A 26,478-nucleotide genomic window follows, 5' to 3' on the forward strand; every position below is an offset into this window, starting at 1 on the left:
ATCATTAAAAAATCTTCACATCATCAACTCTACAAATTAAATTTTCAACACCAAGATTTTATTAAATAAAATGCTTGCGGGTTTTTACTTATCATAACTAAAGGCCTCTTATGAAAAAAATATTAATCACCTCTATGCTATTTTTTATAGCAAGTACAACAAACTCAAATTCAGCAACAGGTCAACAGTCTTTGAGAGAGGTAATAGATTGGTATAATACAACCAGAAACAATTGTGGCAATGCAACCAGACCTGCATTTATGTGTAGTGGTATAATGTTACGGGCGGTGGAAACTAATCCCGCGTTTCTTCCCTGGGACCCTGCTCCTACAGCTATTGCTAATGGCGGCATTTCTTTCTCCTGGCTAAGAACTGATAACAATTTTTCCAATCTGGTTTATACCTATCAGAATGGGTATATTTTTTATCCCCCTCAAGATATCCCGCCAACAAAAATCCGTAGCATTCCTATCCTTTGCGCTTTTCCCATGGATGCAGATTCATTTTCAAGAGATAACAATGGATGTGGTGCAAGCCGCGCATATCCACAACAAAGCAGGCAATGTAATGAAGTTGGTATTAGTAGCGCAAATCAATGGATTACTCTATTTAACCTGCCCGACGTAAACAGATATCGCATCCAATGTGGATGGGATGTCCGACAGGGGCAGCCTGATACAGCTTTCAGATTCATAGAAAATATTCGGGCAAGAAGTTTAATGGACGATAATTTTTGGCGCATACAAAATGAGATACGTGTTAAGACATGGGATACTGGCATGGGTGTCAGACTTCCTATTCATTCTTTTTTCTATGTAAGAAATAATGAGAACGCATTACAAAATGCCAGATTTGACCAAAGGCGTTACTATGAACTCTATAATGAAGTGGTACCCATTATAGAATTTGTCATGCCCAGAAACAGAACAGAAAGAGCGCGTTTCAATTTTTTCAACCGCTCTCAGGAAATTGGCTCTGGAATGAATGTCTCACAATCCTCACCAGATGTTCCAAGTGCAAGAGGGAATAACAATAACCAATTGTGGAGAAGTGATTACTATACCATGAGAGCGTTAACGGTAAAAATCCCTGCCTACATGGGCATGCAAAAAGGCCAGAGTATACGTATGACCTTTAGAGGACCTAACTCACTTCTGGACTACAGGGAGACAAGAATTGTCACTAACGTGAGTGATACGTTTTTCACCGTCCCCCGCCCTTTTTTTATCGATGCGATTGGTAATAATGCACAAATTTCCTACTCTGTGCTTGATAATAATGGCGATATACAACATTCCAGAATAACCAACCTATCCATTGAAAGACAATCGATGGAGTTACCTATAGCACACATCAATCTTTCCACTCGCACTGTTTCGATAAGATATCCAGGAATGAATAATTCACAAATAGTAAGTTTATACTGGTATGGTGCGCACGATCGTGACTTTGGTCTTCAGACTGCAAATAACTCTGGTACCGTTACTTTTGATATACCACGGGCATGGATTGATGCAGAAAGAGGAAATCGCATTTACTTGATTTATGGGGTTGCACCTGAACGCGGTGAAAGATATGAGTTCTCAAGAGTATTAGCGGTCAATATAAATTAATGTGACTGATAAAGTCGATATATTAAAATAGCGCGCACAGGCGCTTTTATATAGCGTAGAAAACTCTTCAGCCATTAGCCGATATTCTTTCCGGCGTCAGATTATTCAGGGAACTATGAGGGTGAATGATTCGAATAGCGTCACTCAGGACTGCTTGCGGAGAATGATATGTTCCGCAAGCAGTTTTCCCGATTGATGACAATTAACCGATATACTCCAGTCCTTTCATATAAGGACGCAGTACTTCAGGGATCTCAATACGGCCGTCAGCCTGCTGGTAGTTTTCCATCACCGCAACCAGAGTACGCCCCACTGCCAGACCAGAACCATTCAGGGTGTGAACCAGACGGGTTTTCTTGTCCGTTTTACTACGGCAGCGTGCTTGCATACGACGCGCCTGGAAATCCCACATATTGGAACATGAAGAGATTTCACGGTAGGTATCCTGAGCCGGTAACCAGACTTCAAGATCGTAGGTTTTACGCGATCCGAAACCGATATCACCGCTGCACAGCAACACTTTACGGTAAGGGAGCCCCAGTAATTGCAGCACTTTTTCTGCGTGACCGGTCATCTCTTCCAGAGCATCCATTGAATCTTCCGGACGCACTATCTGCACCATTTCAACTTTATCAAACTGGTGCATACGGATCAGACCACGGGTGTCACGACCATATGAACCCGCTTCAGAGCGGAAACATGGGGTGTGAGCAGTCATCTTCAGCGGCAGAGATTCTTCTTCGAGGATCTCGTCGCGTACCAGGTTGGTTAATGGCACTTCAGAAGTTGGGATCAGCGCATAGTTGCTGGTTTCAGCTTCTTCATCCAGTGGACGGGTATGGAACAGGTCGCCACCAAATTTAGGCAGTTGTCCGGTACCGTACAAGGTATCCTGATTAACCAGATACGGAACATAGGCTTCTGTATAGCCATGCTGTTCAGTATGTAAATCAAGCATGAACTGACCCAGAGCACGATGCAGACGCGCAATCTGCCCTTTCATCACCACAAAGCGTGAACCCGTCAGTTTAACGGCAGCCGCAAAATCCAGACCACCGGATAACTCACCTAATGCCACGTGATCGCAAACGTCGAAATCATACTTGCGAGGTTCACCCCAGCGACTCACTTCAACGTTTTCACTATCGTCTTTGCCAAGTGGCACGCAGTCATCTGGGATATTTGGCAGTGTCAGCGCGATGTCACGGATTTCCGCCAGCAAAGCGTCGAGATCGACTTTAGCTGCATCCAGCTCTTCGCCCAACTGGTTAACTTGCAAACGCAGCTGTTCAATGTCTTCGCCACGTGCTTTCGCCTGCCCGATGGATTTCGATCGCGAGTTACGTTCAGCTTGCAAATTTTCTGTTTTAACCTGCAATACTTTACGACGCTCTTCGAGCGCGCGTAACAATTCTACGTCCAGCTTAAAGCCCCGGCGTGCCAGTTTTTCAGCGACTGCGTCTGGCTCAGTACGCAGTAGATTGGGATCGAGCATGCTTATCCTGTGCTTATCGAAGTAAATGATAGGAATGCGGCCACAGCCTGCGACCGCTTGATATTCTTACTAACCTTACCGCAACGACTGCTTTAGCGATAGCGTTTTGTGGGGCTTTTCTGATCCAGCTCAGTTAACCAGGCTAGCTTTTCGCCAATCTTGCCTTCAAGGCCTCTGTTGCTTGGATAATAATAGCGCGTTTGTGCCATTTGCTCGGGAAAATAGGTTTCACCGGCAGCATAAGCGTTAACTTCATCATGGGCATAACGATAGCCCTGCCCGTAACCCATCTCTTTCATCAGTTTGGTCGGTGCATTGCGTAAATGCACCGGTACTTCATAGTCAGGCTGCTCGCGCGCATCAGCCATTGCCGCTTTAAATGCGGTATACACAGCATTACTTTTTGCCGCACAGGCGAGATAGACAATCGCCTGGGCAATCGCTCTCTCGCCTTCAGCCGGCCCCACTCGGGTAAAACAGTCCCAGGCCGCAATCGCTATCTGCATGGCGCGAGGGTCGGCATTCCCCACATCTTCCGAAGCTATCGCCAATAAACGTCGTGCAACATACAGCGGATCGCCACCAGCACTGATAATTCTTGCATACCAGTAGAGTGCGGCATCAGGTGCGGAACCACGCACTGACTTATGTAATGCCGAAATCAAATCGTAAAAACGATCGCCTTTATTATCAAAACGGGCACTGCGTTCACCCGCCACCTCAGTCAGTAAGCTTACGGGTAACACACGCTGTCCCTGAGCATTGATTTCTGCCATATCGGCCATCATTTCAAGCGTATTCAAAGCGCGTCTGGCATCACCGTTAACCAGCTGGGCAATCGCCAGTCGGGTTTCGTCCGGCAGGACAATATTCTGACCACCATAACCACGCTGGTCATCATTCATTGCCTGGTCAAGCACCTGCTCTATTTCCACGTCAGTGAGCGATTTCAGTAAATAGACGCGCGCACGTGACAGCAGTGCGGAATTAAGCTCAAACGAGGGATTTTCCGTCGTGGCGCCAATAAAGGTCACAGTGCCATCTTCAATATGTGGCAGAAAGGCATCTTGCTGGCTTTTATTAAAACGATGCACCTCATCGACAAACAGAATAGTGCGGCGGCCACCATGACGGTTCTGTCGGGCACGTTCTATCGCTTCACGGATCTCCTTCACACCGGAAGTCACTGCGGAGAGACGTTCAACCTGCGCATCAGCATAGTGAGCAATAACTTCTGCCAGGGTTGTTTTTCCGGTACCCGGAGGCCCCCAGAGGATCATCGAATGCAAATGCCCTGCTTCTATGGCCCGGGGTAAAGGCTTGCCTTCAGCCAGCAAATGTTGCTGGCCAATATACTGTGCAAGATTTTCTGGTCGCATACGTGCGGCCAAGGGCTTAAAGCTGTTCTCAGAAAAATCGAGCGACAGATTACTCACGGCAACCTCTACTTACGCTGATCGTCCACCGTCACACCTGCCGGAGGGGTAAAGGTAAACTTACTCGCATCAATCGTCGTCGCTGGCTGTGCTTTTAATGCATAGCTACTGCGTTGGTCATCCTGCTCGATAGCGCTGAAATTATGAATTGCACCGTCACGACCCACACTGATCGTGAATTGCTTGAGGTTACCCGCGTCATTTTTAGGGGTCAGAACAAAATCATCCCCATTTTGCTTGATGTTGTACTGGCTCCAGTCTGAAGACTGATTACGCGCAATCAGCATGAAAGGCGTATTACTGGTAACATCTTTCAGCCAGCTGGCACTCACCTGTTCAACAAACGGGTTATAGAACCACAATGTTTTACCGTCAGACACAAGAACACTTTCATCCGGTTGTGTCATGTGCCAGTTGAACAAATTAGGACGTTTTACCCATAACTCACCCTCTCCTTCTTGCACCGTAGCGCCACTGCCATCCGTTACTTTTTGAGTAAAGCTGGCATGAAAGGTGCTAACTTTATCTAAACGGCTCTGCAAGTCCCCGGCAGCATCAGCCCAGGCCGCACTGCTGAGAATCATGGTAAACAGTGCGCAGGCAATAACTACTTTTTTCATTATCTTTCCTCTGAATCCTTTTGCCATCTGGTAATGGTATTACTGTTGCTCACTGTAGAGGATGTTCGCGCGGCTGCAATAGAAGAGCAGGCTTATTTTACCCTTCTTTGCATAACCACCTCATTGCCTCTCATTCTCGGCGTTATTGTTATTCAAACGGAGGAGGTGCCAGAACCTCACGATTACCGTTATGCCCCTGCGGGCTGACAATCCCCTGAGCTTCCATCTGTTCGACGATCCGCGCAGCTCGGTTATAACCAATACGGAACTGGCGCTGGACGCCAGAAATAGACGCTTTACGTTTTTCGACCACAAATGCCACAGCCTGATCGAACAGAGGATCTAACTCTTCATCGCCTTCCAGCCCACCGCCACCTTCAGCTCCCTCAGCAGCGGTGATACCAGTGATATATTGTGGACGCCCACGGGCTTTCCAGTCCTGGACCACAGCATGAACTTCTTCGTCACGGACAAAAGCACCATGGACACGAATTGGCGTGGTTGAGTTTGGTGCCGAATAAAGCATATCCCCCATTCCCAACAGAGACTCCGCGCCCCCCTGATCAAGAATCGTCCGTGAATCAATTTTACTGGATACAGTAAAGGCAATACGGGTTGGAATATTCGCTTTAATCAAACCAGTTATCACATCAACCGAAGGGCGCTGGGTAGCCAGCACTAAGTGGATGCCTGCCGCACGAGCCTTTTGTGCCAATCGGGCAATCAACTCTTCCACTTTTTTACCTACCGTCATCATCAGGTCGGCAAACTCGTCAACCAGAACCACGATATACGGAAGTTTTTCAAGCATCGGATGGCTAATTTCCATACTGTCACCTGGTTTCCAGAACGGATCCGGAATAGGTCGTCCCATCTTTTCAGCTTCCAGTACACGTTCGTTATAGCCCGCAAGATTACGTACCCCAAGTGCAGACATGAGTTTATAACGTCGTTCCATCTCATTGACACTCCAGCGCAGCGCATTAGCTGCGTCCTTCATGTCGGTAACCACTTCTGTCAGCAAATGCGGGATCCCTTCATAGACTGACAATTCGAGCATTTTCGGATCGATCATGATGAAGCGAACTTCTTCAGGCGTCGATTTATACAGCATACTGAGGATCATGGCGTTGACCCCGACCGACTTACCTGAACCGGTCGTACCCGCGACCAACAGATGTGGCATTTTTGCCAGATCGGCGACCACAGGTTCACCACCAATATCTTTACCCAACACGACTGTCAAAGGCGAGCTGCTGTCACGAAATGCCGGACAGTCAAGGACTTCTCGCAGATAAACGGTATGTCGTTTTTTATTCGGTAATTCCAGACCGACATAGGGCTTACCGGGAATAACCTCAACCACACGTACCGCGACAGTCGAGAGTGAACGCGCCAGGTCGCGTGAGAGATTGGAAATACGGGCAGCCTTTACCCCTGGCGCAAGGTCAAGTTCAAAACGCGTGATCACCGGACCAGGAGAATAGTCAACTACATCGGCTTTAATGCGGTAATCCGCAAGCCTTGCTTCAACCAGACGTGCCATTTGTTCCATCGCAAATTCATCGACAGGTTCAACGGTCGTTGGTGGAGGTGAAAGCAAACTCAACGACGGTAATGGCGTGGTCGGCTTTTGTAGCGGCCGGCTGTCGCCATTACGCATCAGGAAAGGATGAAGCAAACTTTCCTCAGCCTCCGGTTTTACCGGAACAACCGGTTCTGGCTGATACTGCGGCGCAGATGCCGCTGGATGTGCCGCAGCAGGGATATCAGTATGTGTCGATACTGAGCCCGGCGCATGATATGGCGATGCGTTCGACGTCTGGTGTGAAACAGCAGGCTCAGCAATAGGCGTAAATAAGGGTTCCAGTGGCCCCTCATCAACCAGCTCCTTCATCGGTGAATGAAAATCAAAGTCATCGAGTGAAAACGACGCGGCAGACGATGATGCTGGCTGGCTATAACGTTGCTGTTGCTGAGCGGCAAACTGACGCGATAGTTCGGCTTCAACCTCGGCAGCTTCATCTTCTGCATAGTCGCTGTGACGCTGTTGCTGCCGGGCAGCAAACTGACGTGATAACTCTGCTTCTACTTTATTTTGCTCATCGGTAACAGCGTCGTCGCCAGCATAGTCACCATAACGCTGCTGTTGCTGAGAGGCAAACTGACGAGCCAGTTCACGTTGCTGTAATTCATACTCTTCATCGACCGGAATATCTTCCCGCACAGACTGACCTTGTCGGGCTTGTTCCTCTGCCATTCGCTGAGACGGCAATTTAATACCGTAAGAAGCCAGCTCACGACGCGTTGGTACCCGAACACGATTAGGTCGTGGGAGTTGAGGACCTATCCCCTCTTTGACCTGAGGACGCGGCGCGTCGCTGGCGATACTGAATACCGGGGAAAAACTGCCCGTAGCCGCGGCTGTTTTTACTGTTTCAGTAACAGCCGCCGGAATGCCACTCGCTGCCGCAACAGACATCGCCGTCAGCGATGGTTCCGGAATCGGAGCAGAGTGTTGTGACTTTGGTGCAGAATGACGATAGGGTTCCGGTTCAGGTTCTGGTATCGGTTGATACCAGGCAGCTAACTGTTCACGTTCACGGGCGCGTTGTTGCTCGACCTCTTCAAAATGGTAAAGCGGTGGACGAACATATTTAGTTTCTGCCAAAGGTTCAGGCTGGCTGACTTCAGTCTCGTTCAGTGCATCCGTGACAGGGTAATCATGCACTGACGTCTGCTTAGGTTGCGACACCAGCGGTGGAACGAATTCAGGTTCAGGGGCAGACCACTGAGGCTCTGCCGCTGGTGTATAAGAGCGGATTTCAGGCTCAGGAGCCGGCCACTGGGGCTCTGGCGCTGGTGTGGGTGCATAAGAACGGATTTCAGGCTCAGGAGCAGACCACTGGGGCTCTGGCGCTGGTGTGGGTGCATAAGAACGGATTTCAGGCTCAGGAGCAGACCACTGAGATTCTGGTGTCGGTGTCGACAGCGGCTCGGATGCTGGTATGGAAGAGCGGATTTCAGTTTCAGGCGCCGCAATGCCCTCACCCATCATCCCGACTGCTGCGGTTCTGGCTGACTGAGGTTCTGCATCAGGAAATGTTCTGGCTGATTCAAGTACCGACTGACCACTAAAAAGAGGGTCATCTTGTACTGAGCGGCCACTAAACAACGGATCATCTTGCGGCGACGAGCCAGGGGCTGGATGTCCGGAAAGCAACACATCATCGGCATCGGCATAAGCGCTGGGGGTGACAGCAGTCTTTCCCTCTTCATCATCCATACGCTTACCTGAAAACAGCGCTTCATCAACGTTGCTTCCATGTCGTGAGGTAAATTTTTGCGAAAGTTTCTGTCTGCGTGATACCGCGCCTCGTAACAGACGTGTTTTCCTGGAAGGCTGTGCCTTAGGCTCTGGCTGTTCATACTCGTCATCATCTTGCCAGGTATTGTCCCGACGAGTGTGGTGGCTGGCGAAGGTTAAAATATTAAGCGTGAAGCTGCCTATTTTTTCTGCGATAGTGACCCAAGACCACCCCGTGAACAATGTCAAACCCGCAGCCCAGACACACAGCAGAACGATAGTTCCGCCGCTGCTGTTCAACAGCGGTTGCAGAGCGGTACTCAGCAAACTTCCGATCACCCCACCGGAGGCAAAATACCAGATATCATCGGCGTTGATAGCTGCCAGCCCACAAGACGTCAGGACCACGGCAAGCACGCCAATCAGACGAAGTGAGACGGCAAAGTAATCAACGAAATATTCTTCATCCCGCTGTTTCCAGGTAAACCAACACGCACCGATAATGATGACGGGAATGCTATAGGCAATAACGCCAAAAATGAAGAACAGCGTATCCGCCAGCCAGGCGCCTGGTATTCCACCCATATTGTGGATAGGCTCATGCCACGCCGTTTGTGACCAGCTAGGATCAGAAGGGTTAAAGCTGAGTAGTGAAACCATCAAGTAGATAGCAAACAAGGCGACAAGCACCAACAACGCTTCAAGTAGTCGGCGTCCACTGCTCAGTTTCGTTAATGTTACGTCTTTATCTTCAGTATATTCCTGGCTCAAGAAAGGCTCTCCAGGTGTTCAAACTCAATGGGAACAACAGAACCGGACCATACCGGGACTGTTGCTGTATGTATTCCCAGGAGTGTAACTAAAATACACTAACTTTGCACCTGCACAGTGTTACCGGGTTTTAATAACCAGCCGATTACTCTGTTTAACTTCTTCCATAACAACATAAGTACGGGTGTCATTTACGCCAGGCAAGCGTAGCAGGGTTTCACCCAGTAACTTACGGTATGCAGACATATCAGGCACACGCGTTTTGAGAAGATAGTCAAAATCACCGGATACCAGATGGCACTCTTGAATTTCTTCAAGTTTTTGTACCGCTGAATTGAATTGTTCAAACACATCAGGTGCGCCGCGATTAAGCGTAATTTCAACGAACACCAGAAGTGATGCATCCAGATAGTGAGGATTCAACAGTGCAGTATAGCCCTGAATGAAGCCCTGTCGTTCCAGACGACGCACGCGTTCAAGACACGGAGTTGGTGAAAGACCCACACGTTTTGAAAGTTCAACGTTTGAAATGCGTCCGTCTTTTTGTAATTCATTAAGAATATTGCGATCGATACGATCGAGATCTTTGCCAGGGCGCTTTTTACTGTCTACCATTATTATTGTCTCTCTCTAATTCCTTCCTTCACCTGCCATAACCCTGATGAGGTTACTCTGCTCAGGGTGTACGTAAGAAGACCGATGCCTTATGGCTGTATCGCTATCACGCATGGCGTCTGTCCACGCCATGCGTAAATATCAATGACTCGGATAAATATGCATACGGAGCAGGAAAAGCAGATAGCCTTTCTAACCCTAATGTATTTTTCTTCCTAGAATGTTTTCGCAAATGCTTAGGGGATTGTCAAAGCAAAACATTTATTTTTAGTGAAACGTACCAAGTTATCTATTCTTCTAATGAATTTTTCCATTTTTGCTACTCTAATTCCGTGCCGATCACAATGATTTTTTATGCAATAACGCTGCGATATTCATAATGCTTATATCCCACCACAATGACATAAATTGCGGACAACTTGGTTCAGCACTTTTTTTACCGTCACGAATTCCCTACAATCGAAACTAAATATAGACAAACGTTTAATGAGGTTGTCATGGGCACGGCTAAACACAGTAAGCTCCTTATTCTTGGCTCTGGTCCTGCGGGCTATACCGCCGCGGTGTACGCTGCACGCGCTAATTTAAATCCGGTATTGATTACCGGTCTGGAAAAAGGCGGCCAGTTAACCACCACGACTGACGTCGAAAACTGGCCGGGCGATCCTAATGACCTGACAGGTCCGTTGCTGATGGAACGTATGCATGAACATGCAACGAAATTTGATACTGAAATCATTTTTGATCATATTTCAGCGGTTGATTTGCAGAATCGTCCATTTCGCCTGACCGGAGATAATGCTGAGTACACCTGTGATGCATTAATTATTGCAACAGGTGCATCTGCTCGCTACCTGGGTCTGCCTTCTGAAGATGCCTTTAAAGGCCGGGGGGTTTCCGCTTGTGCCACCTGCGATGGTTTCTTCTATCGTAATCAGAAAGTTGCGGTTATCGGTGGTGGAAATACTGCCGTTGAGGAAGCACTTTATTTGGCTAACATCGCTTCTGAAGTGCATTTAATTCACCGCCGTGACAGCTTCCGCGCAGAAAAAATCCTGATCAGTCGCCTGATGGATAAAGTGCAAAATGGCAATATCGTTCTGCACACCCACAAAGTTCTCGACGAAGTACTGGGCGATCAGATGGGTGTAAGCTCACTCCGTCTGCGCAGCGTTGCAGACGATGCTGCCGAGGAAACGCTGGAAGTTGCAGGTCTGTTTGTCGCCATCGGACACAGCCCAAATACCGCGATTTTTAACGGCCAGCTAGAGCTGGAAAATGGCTATATCAAAGTACAATCAGGCACCCAAGGCAATGCAACACAAACCAGTATTCCTGGCGTTTTTGCCGCCGGTGATGTAATGGATCATATTTATCGTCAGGCGATTACCTCTGCCGGTACAGGTTGCATGGCAGCACTGGATGCTGAGCGTTATCTCGATGGCTTAGCCACACAAAGTAAATAAATTTAATAATTTACAATAAAAGGCGTCCTTCCGGGTCGCCTTTATTCATCCTGCACTGTAAGATTATGCGCTAAAATTGTCCGGGAATTCCTCCTTTTAACTGCAATCTGGCACGCGATGAATAAGACCCGTCAACAAGAAATTAGCCGCTGGCTAAAACAACAAAGTATCATTTCCCGCCGTTGGCTAACCCTGTCACGCTTGCTGGGTCTGGTGAGCGGTTTGCTGATTATTGCTCAAGCCTGGCTTATGGCCCGCTTACTCCAGTATATGATTATGGAGGGGATTCCTCGTGAAGCTTTATTGCTGCCTTTTATCCAACTGGCAGGCGTCTTTGTGCTGCGCGCCTGGGTCGTCTGGCTGCGCGAAAAAGTCGGCTATTATGCGGGATTACATATCCGCAGAGTGATTCGTAAAAAAGTCCTCGATCGTCTGCATCAGGCAGGACCTGCATGGATTAAAGGCAAACCTGTGGGTAGCTGGGCAACGCTTATTCTTGAGCAAATAGAAGATATGCATGATTACTATGCGCGCTATTTGCCACAGATGACGCTGGCGACCATTATCCCATTGTTAGTAGTGATAACTATCTTCCCTGTCAACTGGGTTGCAGCCTTAATCCTGCTGTGTACCGCACCGTTAATTCCGTTATTTATGGCGATGGTCGGTATGGGGGCTGCAGATGCTAACCGTCGTAACTTCCAGGCACTGGCCCGTTTGAGTGGTCATTTTCTTGACCGTTTACGGGGTATGGAAACACTGCGTGTTTTTGATCGCGGAGCGGCGGAAACAGAAAATATTCGTATTGCCAGCCGAGATTTCCGGGAACGCACCATGGAAGTACTGCGGATGGCATTTCTCTCTTCCGGCGTGCTGGAGTTTTTTGCCTCATTATCTATTGCTCTGGTCGCCGTTTATTTTGGTTTCTCTTATCTTGGCGAGCTCAATTTTGGTCACTATGGTACTGGCGTCACGCTATTTGCTGGTTTCCTGGCACTGATCCTGGCGCCTGAGTTTTTCCAGCCCCTACGTGATATGGGCGCTTTTTATCATGCCAAAGCGCAAGCTGTTGGCGCAGCTGACTCACTGATGACCTTTATGGATGCCCCTCTGCAACATCCGGAACAAGGTCAGCAAACACTGCCTCCGGGCGTCGCACTGAATATCGAGGCCCGGGACCTGGAAATTCTTTCACCTGAAGGTCATCTCCTTGCGGGTCCCCTGAACTTTACTCTTGAAGCAGGCCGTCGTGTCGTGCTGGTCGGACAAAGCGGTGCAGGGAAAAGTTCACTGTTACAGGTGTTATCCGGTTTTCTGCCTTACCGGGGAAGTGTCTCCGTCAACGGCATTGAGCTGTCACAGCTTGCTCCTGACGAATGGCGTAAATTGCTCAGCTGGGTTGGACAAAACCCGCAATTACCAGCAGCAACACTGCGTGAGAATGTTTTACTCGGGGCACCAGAAGCTGATGATACCCAGTTACAAACCGCTCTGGATAAAGCCTCTGTCACCGAATTTTTACCTTTATTGCCTGCCGGAACGGATACGATTATCGGTGATGATGCTGCACGTTTATCAGTCGGTCAGGCACAGCGTGTTGCCGTTGCCCGGGCATTAATCAATCCTTGTCGTTTAATGCTACTTGATGAACCTGCTGCCAGTCTTGATGCCCATAGCGAACAACGCGTGATGGCCGCCTTGGCTGATGCTTCAACCCGACAAACCACCCTGATGGTCACCCATCAGTTAGATTATATTAGTGACTGGGACGAAGTCTGGCTGATGCGTGAAGGGAAAATTATCCAACAAGGAAGCTATGCCCAGTTAGCCACACAGGACGGTCCTTTTGCGGCTCTGTTGGCTCATCGTCTGGAGGAGATTTGATGCGCGCCCTGCTGCCTTATCTTGCTTTATACCGCCGTCATAAATGGCGACTGTCTCTTGGTGTATTGCTCGCCATTATTACGCTGTTAGCCAGTATTGGTCTGCTAACCTTATCCGGATGGTTTTTATCCGCCTCCGCAGTTGTTGGTCTTTCCGGCGTTTATTTTAACTATATGCTGCCAGCCGCCGGCGTTCGCGCGGGTGCCATCATTCGTACAGCAGGACGTTATTGTGAGCGTCTGGTCAGCCATGACGCCACCTTCCGGGTACTTGAACACTTACGTGTGACCACCTTCAGCAAGCTTATTCCCCTCTCTCCTGCCGGGCTGGCACGTTTTCGTCAAGGGGAACTCCTGAACCGCATGGTGGCTGACGTCGATACCCTGGATCATCTCTACCTGCGCGTGATCTCTCCGTTGGTTGGCGCATTTGTCGTCATCGTCGTTGTCACTTTGGGTCTGAGTATACTGGATATTGAGCTGGCTTTGGCCTTGGGAGGGATCTTATTAGCAACTTTAATTCTGCTTCCCCCATTGTTCTATCGTGCAGGTCGTCCCAGTGGAGAAAAAGTCACGGAACAGCGCGGACAGTACCGTCAGCAATTGACGGCCTGGCTTCAAGGCCATGCAGAATTGACAATTTTTGGTGCAGCTGACAGAGCGAGAGCTCAGTTAGAAGCTTCAGAGCAGCGCTGGCAAGAAGCACAGTACCATCAGGCCTCCCTGAGTGCTTTATCCCAGGCTTTGATGCTGTTGATCAGCGGCGTTGCTGTTATCACCATATTGTGGATGGCATCAGCGGGAGTGGGCTCTCATGACGTTCCTGGTGCACTGATTGCCTTATTTGTTTTTTGTTCTCTGGCCGCTTTTGAAGCGTTAGCCCCGGTAACAGGCGCGTTTCAGCATCTGGGTCAGGTGATTTCTTCGGCTTTACGTGTCAGTCAGATTACCGAACAAAAAGCCAGTGTCACTTTCCCCGACCAGTCGCAAGAGAGACAACATGAAGCGGCTCTGGAAATTCGGCAGCTCAGCTTTACCTATCCAGGCCAGCCGCAGGCGGTACTACGGGATATTAGTCTGTCAGTTGCCTCCGGACAGCGTATCGCAATCCTCGGCAGCACCGGCTGTGGGAAATCTACCCTGTTGCAGCTACTGACGCGCGCCTGGGATAATCAGCAGGGTGAAATAACCCTGAACGGCATGCCACTCGACAGTTTTGATGAAAGTACGCTCCGTGCAAGCACCAGTGTTGTTCCGCAACGTGTCCATCTGTTTAGTGCAACGTTACGTGATAATTTACAGCTGGCTGCGCCCGAAGCCACAGATGAACAACTCAGTATCACTCTTGAACGGGTAGGTTTGGAAAAATTATTACAAGGTGACGGGCTCAATAGCTGGCTGGGTGAAGGCGGACGTCAGTTGTCCGGCGGTGAGCTGCGCCGTCTGGCGATTGCCCGCGCCTTGCTGCACAATGGCCCGCTACTCCTGCTGGATGAACCGACCGAAGGCTTGGATGCAGAAACCGAGCATCAGATGCTGAGCTTACTTGAGGACGTTACTGCCGATAAAACCGTGCTGATGGTAACCCACCGCTTACGGGGTCTGAATCGTTTTGACAGCATTGTTGTGATGGATAATGGCCGTATTGTTGAGCAAGGACATCATGATGAACTGATGGCTTCAGGCGGGCGTTATTATCAGTTTCATCAGCGCGTCTGACTCCCGGATCAGCAGAGCATCAACACTCACGATGAGTATACGGAGCTAACAGGTTATGCAATTACTGCAACTCTCTCCAGACTCAACGGCTTTTCCTGCCCCTGAAAAAGCCCTGCGTGAGCCTAATGGATTATTGGCCCTGGGGGGTGACTTGCATCCGGCACGCTTGCTGGCGGCCTATCAGCGCGGTATTTTTCCGTGGTATTCACCAGGAGACCCTATTTTATGGTGGTCACCAGACCCACGTGCCGTGCTCCCTCCGGAACAGTTCCATCAAAGCCGGAGCATGAAACGCTTTCATCGCCGTTCACCCTATCAAGTGACGATGAATACAGCGTTTAATCAGGTGATTGAGGGTTGTACTGATGACAGGACAGATGGCACCTGGATAACTCCCGAGATTATCGCGGCGTACAGCCGTTTGCATCAGCTTGGCCATGCGCATTCTGTTGAGGTGTGGCAAGAAGGTGAACTGGTCGGTGGCCTGTATGGCGTTGCACAGGGTGCCTTGTTTTGTGCTGAGTCCATGTTTAGCCGTCGTGTTAATGCTTCAAAAACAGCTTTACTTGTTTTCTGCGAGCACTTTATTCATTATGGCGGCAAATTAATTGACTGCCAGGTGTTAAACGAACACACAGCTTCATTGGGTGTCAGAGAAATTTCACGCCGAAACTACCTCAGTCTGCTGGATTCACTTCGTTCAGTGCCCGTTGATTCCGGTTGCTGGCATAAACAAAATCTAGCGTAATAATGTTTCGGCACAATTTATTTGAGGGTGTTATAATCAGCGTCGCCAAGTGAATTTTGCCTGGTGTCCCCGCTGCCTTTTAGGATGAGTAATTAAAGGGAATACCCTCGATATTTATCACTTCGAAAATTCAGTAAGCCATATAATGTGGCATTCGGCTGATTTGCGGGTGGCAGGCAAAATATACTTTGCTGGTGAATTCACCAACAATTCTTTACATGATAAGAGAACTTCGGCATTATCTTGCCGGTTCAAACTATGGTAGCGATACCTCAGAGGATTAGATGGCCAAAGAAGACAATATTGAAATGCAGGGTACCGTTCTTGATACGTTACCTAATACCATGTTCCGCGTAGAGCTGGAAAACGGGCACGTGGTCACCGCTCACATCTCCGGCAAAATGCGTAAAAACTACATTCGTATTCTGACAGGCGACAAAGTCACCGTTGAGCTGACCCCCTACGACTTGAGCAAAGGCCGCATTGTCTTCCGTAGCCGTTGATGGTTTTTCCCGTCGCTTAACGTAACCGGACTCAAATATATTCTAAATAATTCGGGCTGCCTGTAGGCGCCAGGTTTGACCCGTCGATGAGCACAGACAAGCGATGTGATTCGGCAGGTTAAACGCAGGCAACGACCTGGCAGTTTGAAGTATGGTGGGTATTCGTCCGGACAATGTCCGTATACTATCAGTTAAGCTTCCAAGAATGCAGTTAAGCTTCCAAGAATGCCGCAATAGATAATATTGCGGCATTCTTTTCAACGGCTCAAGGGCAGATATTCTGCCCTTGAGCGATTAGCAAGATGCCTTCTGCTTTTCTGTCTCTGTTACCTGCTTATTCGTCATTCATTGCTTTTACCAGACATCGTCGGCATTGATGTCAGACGCGTCACTTGGGCATTTTGTCTGTTTTCCCATATAACGGTAAGAGCTCTTTGCAATGCAATGAAAATAAACAATAAAATGCCTATAGCAATTTTGGTCCACCATGAACTGAGCGTACCATCAAAGTTAATATAAGTCTGAATCAAACCTTGAATAGCAACCCCAAAAAGTGTCCCGAGAACCGTACCTACACCACCACTCAATAACGTTCCACCAATCACCACAGAGGCTATTGCGTCCAGCTCAACGCCGACACCTGATAAAGCGTAACCCGCCTGGGTATAGATAGAAAACACAATTCCAGCCAGTGTCGCCAGTCCGCTGGATAGCATATAAATTCGAATCGTGACGCTACGGGTTGATATGCCCATCAAACTGGCAGAGGTCGCACTTCCACCCAGAGCATAAACCTGATTGCCGAATCGGGTACGATGAGCAAGAAAAATGCCGAGAACCACCACTGCCAGCATAATTAAGGCAAGAATACTTAAACGCCCACCGCCAGGAATTTTCCACGCCAGTGTCGACAGGGTGTCATAGACCGGATTATTAATCGGTATCGACTCTTCAGAAATTAAATAGCTTAGGCCACGCAAGAAAAACATACCTGCAAGGGTAATGATAAATGCCGGAATTTTGAGGGCATCAATCAGTAGTCCCATAAAAGCGCCGAACATACAGCCCATCACGAGCATGAGTGGAAAAGCAACGAATGGAGAAATCTCCCACACCATAATGGCTTTGGCTAAAAACACACCGGTGAAGGCAATAACTGACCCCACAGAGAGATCAATACCGCCAGAGATAATGACAAACGTCATGCCAACCGCGATAATGCCCAAGAAAGCATTGTCCGTAAGAATGTTGCAAATAACGCGCGTTGACGCAAACGCAGGGAACTGAGTCAGGCAATAAATATAGCCGAGAATAAATACACCTATGGTGATAATCAGCGGTAAATTACGTTTTATCATGATTGTATATTCTCTTGATAAGGGAGATAAAGCGTGGCGACTGGGCAATAAGCACACACAAGACAACAATAGCTTTTACCACCTGATTCAGTTCCGGCTGGAAGCCAGAAAGCAGGATCCCGGTATTCATTCCCTGGATAATAAGAGCCCCAATCACGGAGAGAAAAATATTAAACCGCCCCCCCATGAGGGCCCCACCGCCGATGACAACCGCCAAGATGGCATCCAGTTCTAACCATAATCCAGCATTATTAGCATCAGCTCCGCGAATATCTGCCATCACAATAATGCCGGCAATCGCTGCACAGACTCCGCTCAAGACATAGGTTAAACACACCACCGTTTGCGTACGGACACCGGCATTTTTCGCGGCCCGAATATTGATACCGGTAGCTTCAATAAACATACCCAAGGCTGTTTTACGGATAAATAACCAGAATACAATTAAGGTCGCCAGCGTGATAATGACTGGTGTGGGAAATAACAGAAAACTCCCGCTGCCCATCCAGGCAAGCGCGGGAGAAGTAAAAGTGACGATTTGCCCCGAGGTTATCAGTTGTGCAACACCGCGACCGGCTACCATCAGAATAAGTGTTGCTACAAACGGTTGGATCTTGAGAACAGAGACTAGGATGCCGTTCCATAATCCAGCAAGCACGCCAGATCCTATCGCAGCAAGCAGAACCACAGGTAAACTATGTCCTGCTACGGTCATGGATGCAGCTGTCGCGCCTGCTATCGCCATAATCGCGCCGACTGAAAGGTCAATTCCTCCAGTTGCGATAACCAGTGTCATACCAATCGCTAACAGAGCAACGGGTGCGGCACGGTTAAGAATATCAATAGGGCTGCCAAATAACCGACCATCTTGCAGAGTAATATTAAAAAAGTGGGTTGAAACCAAGCTATCGGCGATAAGCACCAATAGCAGGGCTATCACCTGCGGTGTCCCTTTCGGCCAGGTGAAACGCCCCTTTTCTGATGCAGACTGAAAAAAAGTTCTCACGTAGTTCTCCTCATGCTGCAATGGCATTCATAATGGCCGTCACCGAAAGGTCGGCTAATGGGATCTCAGCAATCTGTTTAAGATCACGCATAACGATAACGCGATCGGCATACCCGACCAGTTCTTCAAGTTCTGACGAAATAACCAGCAAAGCGAGTCCGTCTGCACAGAGGGTTTCAATCAACCGAATAATTTCTGCGTGCGCCCCAACATCAATGCCTCTGGTAGGCTCATCAAGGATTAAAAATTGGGGTTTAGTCAGTAACCAGCGCGACAGCAACACTTTTTGCTGGTTTCCACCCGATAACAATTCTATCGGTTGTTCTGAATTCGGGGTCCGAATGCCAAGCTGGCGAATAAACCGCTCGGCGACAGCCTGCTGTTCTTTACGTGAAATAGGTCTTAGCCAGCCACGCTGGGCCTGTAGTGCTAAAATAATATTCTCTCTCACTGATGCCGCACCGATAATGCCATCGGTCTTACGATCTTCAGGACAGAAACCCATTCCGGTGCGAGAAGCACAGGACGGAGACCGAATATTCACAGACTTGCCTTTTATCCAGGCCTCGCCGCTGTCAGCTGGCTTAATACCAAAAATGACTTCTGCGGTTTCTGTGCGTCCTGACCCTAGCAAACCCGCCAGACCAACAATCTCCCCCGGTCTGACTTGTAGGTCAAAGGGATAAATCGTGCCTTTTTTGCCAAAATTTTTGAATTCAGCAACCGGTTTATCACTCAATAAGGTACGTCCGGCACGCTGCAATGCTTTGGTATCCAGCTCCCGGCCTAACATCATTTTGACCAGTTCTATTTGTGGTAACTTCGCGGTTTCATGGCAGCCAACGAATTCGCCATTACGCAGCACCGTAATGCGATCGCTCACTTCATAGACTTGATCAAGAAAATGGGTGACAAAAATCAAACTAACCCCTTGAGCTCGTAGCTGACGCATCAAGGTAAATAGCATTTCAACTTCCTGACTATCGAGACTGGCGGTGGGTTCGTCGAGGATTAAGACCTTAGCAGAAAGGTCAATTGCACGGCAGATAGCGACAATTTGCTGCATAGCCACTGAAAAACGATTGAGTGGTTCCCGGACATCCAGAGAGAAGCCGTACTCGGCCATCAATTTGGTTGCCTGTTCTTCCATTTTTTTGCGGCAGATAAAGCCCAGACGTCGCGGCTCGCGACCAATAAAAAGATTATCGGCAATCGACATATTAGGCAGCAGATTCACTTCCTGATAAACCGTACCAATCCCTAACTGCTGAGCATGTGCGGTATCACGTGGGGAAATAAGTTTGCCATCAAGCCAGATGGTTCCCTGACTGGCATGATAGACCCCGGTCAGTGTTTTTATCAGGGTCGATTTCCCGGCACCATTTTCACCCAGCAGAGCCATAATTTCCCCTTTTTTCAGGCTGAAATTAACATTGCTCAGCGCTTTTACACCGGGAAATATTTTACTGAGTCCTTCGGTACGCAGGATCTCTCCATGCCGCTCCGCAGTCATATTATTCTCCTCGCTACAAATTAGCCCTCTGTAAAAAGAGGGCTATACCCGTCATACTTCAAGTTGCTTGGGCGTTGATTTCAACATCCTGTAAAATCATCCATTACCATTAATTAAATAAAATCAACTTCGACAAGCAACTCGAATTCCTCAGGAGATATAAAATTAATATCCCATATTTTTCTTTTTCTCTAATTCTGCTGCTGCGGTATCAGGCAAATAGAGATTAGACTCAGTAATAATCAGTTTTTCAGGTACTACGCCATCTTTTTTGAATTTTTCCAGCGCATCAAAAGCAGGCCCCGCCATATTAGGCGTCAACTCAACACTGGCATTCGCTTCTTTATCAAGCATTGCTTTATAAATATCAGGAACACCATCTATTGACCCGGTAAGAATATCACTTCCTGGTTTCAGACCGGCTTCTCTGATGGCCTGAATGGCGCCTATAACCATATCATCATTATGGGCATAGACCATGCAGATATTCTTACCATTATTCTCTGCTTTAATAAAACTCTCCATGACTTCTTTACCTTTACTACGGGTAAAGTCGCCGGACTGAGAGCGGATTACTTTAATATTAGGTGCATTAGCAATAGATTCTGCGAAACCTTTTTTACGATCAATTGCGACACTGGCTCCCACGGTTCCCTGTAATTCGACGACATTGCAAGGCTTACCATCAAGGGTTTTAATTAGCCACTCACCAATCAATTTACCTTCCAGTTCATTGTCAGCTCTGACGGTTGTCATATAGAGTGAATTATCTTTTACATCAATAGAACGATCCAATAAAAACACAGGAATTTCATAATCTTTTGCTTCTTTCAGCACGGGTTCCCAGCCTGTTGCAACAATAGGTGCAATGAAAATGGCATCCACCCCTTGAGCAATAAACGAACGAACTGCTTTAATCTGATTTTCTTGTTTTTGCTGGGCATCGGCAATTTTTAAAGTAATACCACGTTTCTCAGCTTCACTTTTCGCTACGCTGGTTTCTGCCGCCCGCCATCCAGACTCAGAACCAACTTGAGAAAATCCTACTGTTAAGGGAGCAGCAATAACCATAGATGACATTGCTGCGGATACTGCAGTAACTAAAACCAGGCGCTTCCACATAATAAATCCTCATGAATGATGATTAATATTGGCTCAAACGTGTTTACATATAAATAATAAAACAAAACAGTTGATTAAGCTGTGTCACAAATCGCAAAAATTTAATAACAACCTTATAATTAACCCATATTTATGCACACATTAAAGAACAACTATCCATATGGATTTTTATGCCGTCACTTTCCTCCAATAAAATAAAATCACGCATTAAAAGATAAGCACAAATTTTCACAGACAGCCTTCAAATAAAAAACCAAATTCACAGCCACGCTATTTTAAATTTAAACAGCATGCTTTGATTTTTGTTTATATCGGTCAAAGATAACCGCCGCCAGTAAAATCACACCTCGAACCACATATTGCGAGAAAGGTGAAATATTAAGTAAGTTCATGGCATTTTCAACAGTACCGAGAATAAGCACCCCGGCGACAACATAGGAAATTTTTCCAATACCGCCTTTTAGCGATACCCCACCCAATACACAAGCCGAGATAACTATCAGTTCATAACCGATAGAGGTCATCGGCTGGCCACTGGTCATACGTGAAGCAAGAATAATCCCCGCAGCCGCAGCGACTAATCCGGAAAGCACAAAAATAATAATTTTAGTGCGTACCACCGGGACACCCGCCAGCCTTGCCGCTTCTTCATTACCGCCGATCGCCAGAGTATTACGTCCGAAAGTGGTTTTATTCAGTAAAAAACCAAAGATAATCAGACAACTTACCGTCAGCCAGATCGGCGCCGGAAGTCCAAACCACGTTTCATACCCTAAAGCAAAGAAACGCTCATCTTCGATCCCGACCGCTTTACCATCAGAAATGATATAGGCCAGCCCCCGGACAATTTGCATGGTGGCAAGCGTTGTGATCAGTGCATTGATTTTCAGGCGAGCAATGACAAACCCATTGACCAAACCGCTCAGCATACCAAGCAGTAACCCTGCCGATACGCCCAACCACAAACTTTCGGTCATATTGATAACCACTGCCGTGGTGACGCCAGCGCAAGCAATAACAGAGGCGACCGATAAGTCAAAATCGCCCGATGCCAGGCAAAATAGCATGCCACACGCTACCATTCCCGACATAGAAACAGCCAGACCCAGCCCCTTAATATTGATGAAGGAAGCGAAGTTAGGCACAAAAATTGCGCAAACAATAAATAATACGGCAAAGACCACCAGCATACCGTAGTTATCCCAAATGCGACCAAAACTGAAGGCCGATTTGCCGGTAGCACTGGGCGATAATGTAGACATTTTATGCTCCTTAATCATACGGGCTCACTCTGTTTCGGCATAGCCAGGCTAAGCGCCTGTTGTTCACTCCCTTCGGAATGTAATAACTCCCCGGCTATTTCACCTTCACGCATCACGATAATTCTGTCAGCAAGGCCAAGCACTTCCGGTAAATCGCTTGAGGCAAATAACACCGCGACACCCTGCTTTGCCAGGGCGTAAATCACGTTATAAATTTCATGTTTTGCTCCCACGTCAATACCGCGGGTTGGTTCATCAAGCAAAATCACTTTCATTTCTTCTGATAACCAGCGTCCCAGAATCGCTTTCTGTTGATTTCCTCCTGAGAGATTCATGATCAGCTGTTCAGCAGAGGGGGTTTTAATGTTCAAAGCACGGATGTGTTTATCTGCGTTATCCGTTTCCCACTGACGATTAATATAGAAGCCGGCACCGACAGACTTACGTCTGGCACTGATATTGATGTTATCGCGTACTGAATGAACCGGAATGATCCCGTCAGCTTTTCGGTCTTCCGGGCAGAGCATCATTCCCGCCCGAATCGCATCAGCAGGTTTAGTGATATTCACTTCCATGCCATCAATGAAAACTTTGCCACCGGTAATACGTGTTCCGCCAAATAAACCTTTCATTAATTCACTTCTGCCCGCCCCGACCAGGCCAAATAATCCGACAATTTCGCCGCAACGCACCGTCAGTGAAATCGGTGTCCTGACTCCAGGAGCTTTAACATTATCCAGTTTCAGACAAACAGAGCCCTGCTCACGTGGCTGCCAGCCATAGATATCCCCCAACTCCCGTCCAACCATTGCCTGAACTAATGAGTCATGATTGACCTGCTGCATATCATCAAAGGTGGTGACATAACGCCCATCCTTAAATACAGTGATGGCATCACTGAGAGCAAAAATTTCTTCCATACGGTGAGAAACATAAAGGATCACCCGTCCTTCACTGCGCAACTCACGAACAACCCGAAACAAATTGTCAATTTCGCGGCGTGACAGCGAGCTGGTGGGTTCATCAAAAGCAATAACCTTGGCATTACGGGCCAGTGCCTTGGCAATTTCCACCATCTGCCACTGACCAATAGATAAATATTTAAGTGGCGTATCAGGGCTGATATCCAGCCCTAAATGTTCAAGTTGCAACCGGGCCTCGTAATTGAGCAAAGACCGATTCACAATCCCGCTTTTATGAGGCAGCTGGCCGAGATAAATATTCTCCGCCACCGTCATTTCAGGGATCAGATGTAACTCCTGGTAAATAATCGCTACCCCTGCATTGAGCGCCGCAGGCGTATCAGCAAACGTGACTTCTTCACCGCGCAAAATGATGCTGCCTTGTGTCGGTGAATAGTTACCGCTAAGGATTTTTAACAGGGTTGATTTCCCTGCACCGTTTTCCCCCATCAGGGCATGGATCTGACCGGCGTAACAGTCAAAGCTGATATCCTGCAATGCCTTCACGCCGGGGAAGGTTTTGCTGATTCCGCGAAATGAAAGATACGGCGAGTGGGGTGTTTGCTGTTGCATAATGTCTCCATATTTAAGCCATCGACGGGGTTTTATCCCCGCCTCTCTGACGTTCGTCTGGAATTTACTTACCACCCAGCCCTTTCTTATCAAGTTCTTCTTTAAAGTTATCTCTTGTTATCAACACGACATCCGTGACTTCGGTGAATTTTGGTGGTTCAACACCTTTTGTCACCCACTCATACAGCATTTCGCTACTCTTATAGCCATGGACATCGGGGCTTGGCAGCAGAGAACCATAGAAGCCTGTCGCCTGTTGTTTTGACAGTTCACTGACGGCATCAACGCCATTGATCCCAATACCGACGACATCTGCGGCCTTAAATCCCTGCCCTTCTGTGGCACGAACGCCACCCAGCACCGTGTTGTCGTTCATTCCGACAATTAACCAGTGTTTTACTTCAGGATGCTGAACTAGCATGGAGTTAGCGGCATCGAATGCGCCAGGAATATCGTTTGATTTCGTCGGAACTTTATAAATTTGCTTTTCCGGGAAGCCTGCAGCTTTCAGGGCATCCATTGAGCCAGAAGTACGACGCCGGGCAGTATCCAGCTCATCAGCGGTAATCGCCATCACTGCCGTGTTACCCACATCCCAGCCGCGTTTTTGCATCTCCTGATATAATTCCTGTCCCTGCCGTTCACCAATTTTGGTCGCGGCCATCATCACTAATGGCACCGTATCCATCGGCTTACCTTTGGCAGTCACAAACTGATCGTCGACCGCAATCACTTTCATACCGTAGCTGTTCGCTTTAGCGACGATGGCCGATCCTAGTTTGGGGTCTGGGGTACAAATAACAAATCCTTTCGCGCCATTGGCTGCCAGGCTATCGATGGCATTCAGCGTTTTTTCCCCATCGGGAACTGCGATTTTAATGACTTCAAACCCAAGATCTTTTCCTGCTTTATCGGCAAATTTCCATTCCGTCTGGAACCAAGGTTCCTCCGGTTGTTTCACCAAAAAACCGAGCTTCATTGTTTCTGCGATAGCGGATTGTGACATAACAGCGGTCAGGCCAATTATTGCCAGCGCTTTAGTAAATTTGTGCATGACATGCTCCAGCTTGCTTGTAGGGTTTTTCAAGTAAGTTCGATTTAAAACAATGTATTAGCACTTATGAGTCAATACTCAGATGCCTACGATAGTTTTAACGGAAAATTAATCGTCCATATTTGAGCGGAGTCACATGGCAGAAATACAGTAATTCAGTGCATGAATTCAGCGATTATTGCCATAAAAAAAACAGCAATTGTTAATGAACTCATCAGGCAATGGTCGAATTATCCATATGGCCAGCAATTTCTCTCGCTGTAATAATTCGCATGACTGATAAGGAATAAAATATCGTTAATCAATCCCAGTAATATTATAAAAATAATTAAATCTTACTGGCAGATGACAGTTTGAATAGTTTTATTAAATTTGCTTATTCCCGCACCATGCAAGAATAAGCAAAAAATAGTCAGGATGATTCGTACCCGGCACGGAACTCACTTGGGCTGGCCCCCGTCGATTTTTTAAAGACGCGCGAAAAATAGAGCTGATCTTCAAAACCGATATTTCTTCCGACACTGGCAATCGGCATGCGGGTAGTACTGAGTAATAATTTCGCCTGGCTAATACGTTGATCCTCACGCCAGCTCAAAATACTTACCCCTAACTGCTGACGAAAAAGATGTGAAAGACGTGATGCAGAAAGGCAGACATGCTGAGCAACACTGGCAATATCAAAATCACTGTCTGCCAGATGTTCGCTGATGTAATGACAGGCGTCCCGTACCCGATTATCCAGTGGCGGATGTAGCGTGGCATTGAGCATTTCCATTCGACGCAACAATAACTGTTCCAGCAGATTTATCGCCTGTAATTCCGCGTAACGCCCCTCTGACTGACCCGCATCGATAATTTGCTGAAAAAATTTATAAAAATCATCAAGTCGCTGTTCATCAGGTCGATAAAAACCGGTTTTTGCAAAGATAGGATCCCAGTTTAGCCACTCCAGCCAGTAGGCCCGAGGACGAAAATAGACCCATTGGTGATACCACTCTTTACTCTGCGGCACCCGCCCATAGTGATGAATTTCACCAGGCGGGAACAGTAACATGTCACCGGGTTTACAAATGAAGCTCTGATCCTGATTGCTAATAATACCCTCGCCACGAATGGTTAAATTAAGAATATAACCTTTCATTCCCAGCGGTCGGTCAATAAAAAAATCCAGGGGGCCGCCGGCCTCTATCGGCGTTAATCCGGCGACAAGATGGGCATTAAAGGAGTAGCCCGGTAACAGGGGATCGTTTTGTGTTTCAGCCATCGTGATATTCGCTCCAGTAAGAAAAACAGAAACCATTTGTCCATATCTATTTTTCACGCGCCTGCGGGGTACTATGGGAAGTCTGAAAAGCCTGTATTTCTCGATAACGTCGTGTTTCACCTGCGACAATGCAATATCCGCGCGTGAAATAGCGACTGGATGGCATAATTAGTTTTACTATATTTTTG

19 protein-coding genes are annotated in these 26,478 nt (G+C 47.7%); 6 read left to right on the forward strand and 13 right to left on the reverse strand.

Annotated elements, in window-relative coordinates:
- Window positions 1–110 precede the first annotated feature (110 nt).
- Entirely contained in the window at window positions 111–1,613 is a 1,503-nt protein-coding gene (locus Q1A40_RS02795; protein WP_299997469.1) for a hypothetical protein, read from the forward strand.
- Between the two features lie 202 nt (window positions 1,614–1,815).
- Here the strand turns inward: Q1A40_RS02795 and serS are convergent, their stop codons facing one another.
- The 5 genes from serS to lrp all read right to left on the reverse strand — a co-directional run bounded on the left by serS (window position 1,816) and on the right by lrp (window position 9,857).
- A complete protein-coding gene (gene serS, locus Q1A40_RS02800) occupies window positions 1,816–3,108 on the reverse strand; it encodes a serine--tRNA ligase (RefSeq protein ID WP_299997472.1) in 1,293 nt (430 codons plus the stop codon).
- Between the two features lie 92 nt (window positions 3,109–3,200).
- Window positions 3,201–4,544 (reverse strand): replication-associated recombination protein A, encoded by a 1,344-nt coding sequence (locus tag Q1A40_RS02805; protein WP_299997475.1) that lies wholly within the window; start codon window positions 4,542–4,544, stop codon window positions 3,201–3,203.
- An 8-nt stretch (window positions 4,545–4,552) separates the two neighbouring features.
- Window positions 4,553–5,164 (reverse strand): outer membrane lipoprotein chaperone LolA, encoded by a 612-nt coding sequence (gene lolA / locus Q1A40_RS02810; protein ID WP_299997478.1) that lies wholly within the window; start codon window positions 5,162–5,164, stop codon window positions 4,553–4,555.
- 148 nt (window positions 5,165–5,312) lie between these two features.
- On the reverse strand, window positions 5,313–9,242 hold the full coding sequence (locus Q1A40_RS02815; protein WP_299997481.1) for a DNA translocase FtsK 4TM domain-containing protein: 3,930 nt from the start codon (window positions 9,240–9,242) through the stop codon (window positions 5,313–5,315).
- 120 nt (window positions 9,243–9,362) lie between these two features.
- Window positions 9,363–9,857 carry a leucine-responsive transcriptional regulator Lrp gene (lrp, locus tag Q1A40_RS02820; RefSeq protein ID WP_002439523.1) on the reverse strand — a complete coding sequence of 165 codons (495 nt, stop codon included), beginning with the start codon at window positions 9,855–9,857 and terminating at the stop codon, window positions 9,363–9,365.
- Between the two features lie 497 nt (window positions 9,858–10,354).
- Between lrp and trxB the strand changes: the two genes are divergently transcribed.
- The 5 genes from trxB (at window position 10,355) to infA (ending at window position 16,176) form a co-directional block, all read left to right on the forward strand.
- Complete coding sequence (trxB, locus tag Q1A40_RS02825; RefSeq protein WP_299997490.1) at window positions 10,355–11,323, forward strand: thioredoxin-disulfide reductase; 969 nt, start codon at window positions 10,355–10,357, stop codon at window positions 11,321–11,323.
- A 117-nt stretch (window positions 11,324–11,440) separates the two neighbouring features.
- Window positions 11,441–13,207, forward strand: a complete 1,767-nt coding sequence (cydD, locus tag Q1A40_RS02830) for a cysteine/glutathione ABC transporter permease/ATP-binding protein CydD (protein WP_299997493.1) — start codon at window positions 11,441–11,443, stop codon at window positions 13,205–13,207.
- Window positions 13,207–14,925: a cysteine/glutathione ABC transporter ATP-binding protein/permease CydC gene (gene cydC / locus Q1A40_RS02835; protein WP_299997495.1), complete on the forward strand. Its 1,719-nt coding sequence runs from the start codon at window positions 13,207–13,209 to the stop codon at window positions 14,923–14,925. Before cydD ends, cydC begins: the two co-directional genes overlap by 1 nt.
- Before the next feature lie 55 nt (window positions 14,926–14,980).
- Window positions 14,981–15,673 (forward strand): leucyl/phenylalanyl-tRNA--protein transferase, encoded by a 693-nt coding sequence (gene aat, locus Q1A40_RS02840; RefSeq protein WP_299997498.1) that lies wholly within the window; start codon window positions 14,981–14,983, stop codon window positions 15,671–15,673.
- A 284-nt stretch (window positions 15,674–15,957) separates the two neighbouring features.
- Window positions 15,958–16,176, forward strand: coding sequence for a translation initiation factor IF-1 (gene infA, locus Q1A40_RS02845; protein WP_002211347.1), 219 nt, complete (start codon window positions 15,958–15,960; stop codon window positions 16,174–16,176).
- Window positions 16,177–16,517: 341 nt separating this feature from the next.
- Here the strand turns inward: infA and yjfF are convergent, their stop codons facing one another.
- The 8 genes from yjfF to araC form a co-directional block, all read right to left on the reverse strand.
- Window positions 16,518–17,534, reverse strand: coding sequence for a galactofuranose ABC transporter, permease protein YjfF (gene yjfF / locus Q1A40_RS02850; RefSeq protein ID WP_299997506.1), 1,017 nt, complete (start codon window positions 17,532–17,534; stop codon window positions 16,518–16,520).
- On the reverse strand, window positions 17,521–18,540 hold the full coding sequence (gene ytfT / locus Q1A40_RS02855; protein ID WP_299997509.1) for a galactofuranose ABC transporter, ATP-binding protein YtfT: 1,020 nt from the start codon (window positions 18,538–18,540) through the stop codon (window positions 17,521–17,523). The genes yjfF and ytfT overlap by 14 nt, the downstream gene beginning before the upstream one ends.
- Before the next feature lie 10 nt (window positions 18,541–18,550).
- Window positions 18,551–20,053: a sugar ABC transporter ATP-binding protein gene (locus Q1A40_RS02860; RefSeq protein ID WP_299997512.1), complete on the reverse strand. Its 1,503-nt coding sequence runs from the start codon at window positions 20,051–20,053 to the stop codon at window positions 18,551–18,553.
- A gap of 165 nt (window positions 20,054–20,218) precedes the next feature.
- On the reverse strand, window positions 20,219–21,175 hold the full coding sequence (gene ytfQ, locus Q1A40_RS02865; RefSeq protein ID WP_299997516.1) for a galactofuranose ABC transporter, galactofuranose-binding protein YtfQ: 957 nt from the start codon (window positions 21,173–21,175) through the stop codon (window positions 20,219–20,221).
- A gap of 281 nt (window positions 21,176–21,456) precedes the next feature.
- The gene (araH, locus tag Q1A40_RS02870) at window positions 21,457–22,437 is read right to left on the reverse strand and encodes an L-arabinose ABC transporter permease AraH (protein ID WP_299997518.1); all 981 of its coding nucleotides are present in this window, start codon (window positions 22,435–22,437) and stop codon (window positions 21,457–21,459) included.
- A 14-nt stretch (window positions 22,438–22,451) separates the two neighbouring features.
- Complete coding sequence (araG, locus tag Q1A40_RS02875) at window positions 22,452–23,972, reverse strand: L-arabinose ABC transporter ATP-binding protein AraG (protein ID WP_299997521.1); 1,521 nt, start codon at window positions 23,970–23,972, stop codon at window positions 22,452–22,454.
- 64 nt (window positions 23,973–24,036) lie between these two features.
- Entirely contained in the window at window positions 24,037–25,026 is a 990-nt protein-coding gene (locus Q1A40_RS02880) for an arabinose ABC transporter substrate-binding protein (protein ID WP_299997524.1), read from the reverse strand.
- Between the two features lie 412 nt (window positions 25,027–25,438).
- Window positions 25,439–26,290 (reverse strand): arabinose operon transcriptional regulator AraC, encoded by an 852-nt coding sequence (gene araC, locus Q1A40_RS02885; protein ID WP_299997525.1) that lies wholly within the window; start codon window positions 26,288–26,290, stop codon window positions 25,439–25,441.
- Window positions 26,291–26,478: the final 188 nt, after the last annotated feature.

It is taken from the genome of uncultured Cedecea sp. (assembly GCF_947498825.1).
Taxonomy (GTDB): domain Bacteria; phylum Pseudomonadota; class Gammaproteobacteria; order Enterobacterales; family Enterobacteriaceae; genus JGM124.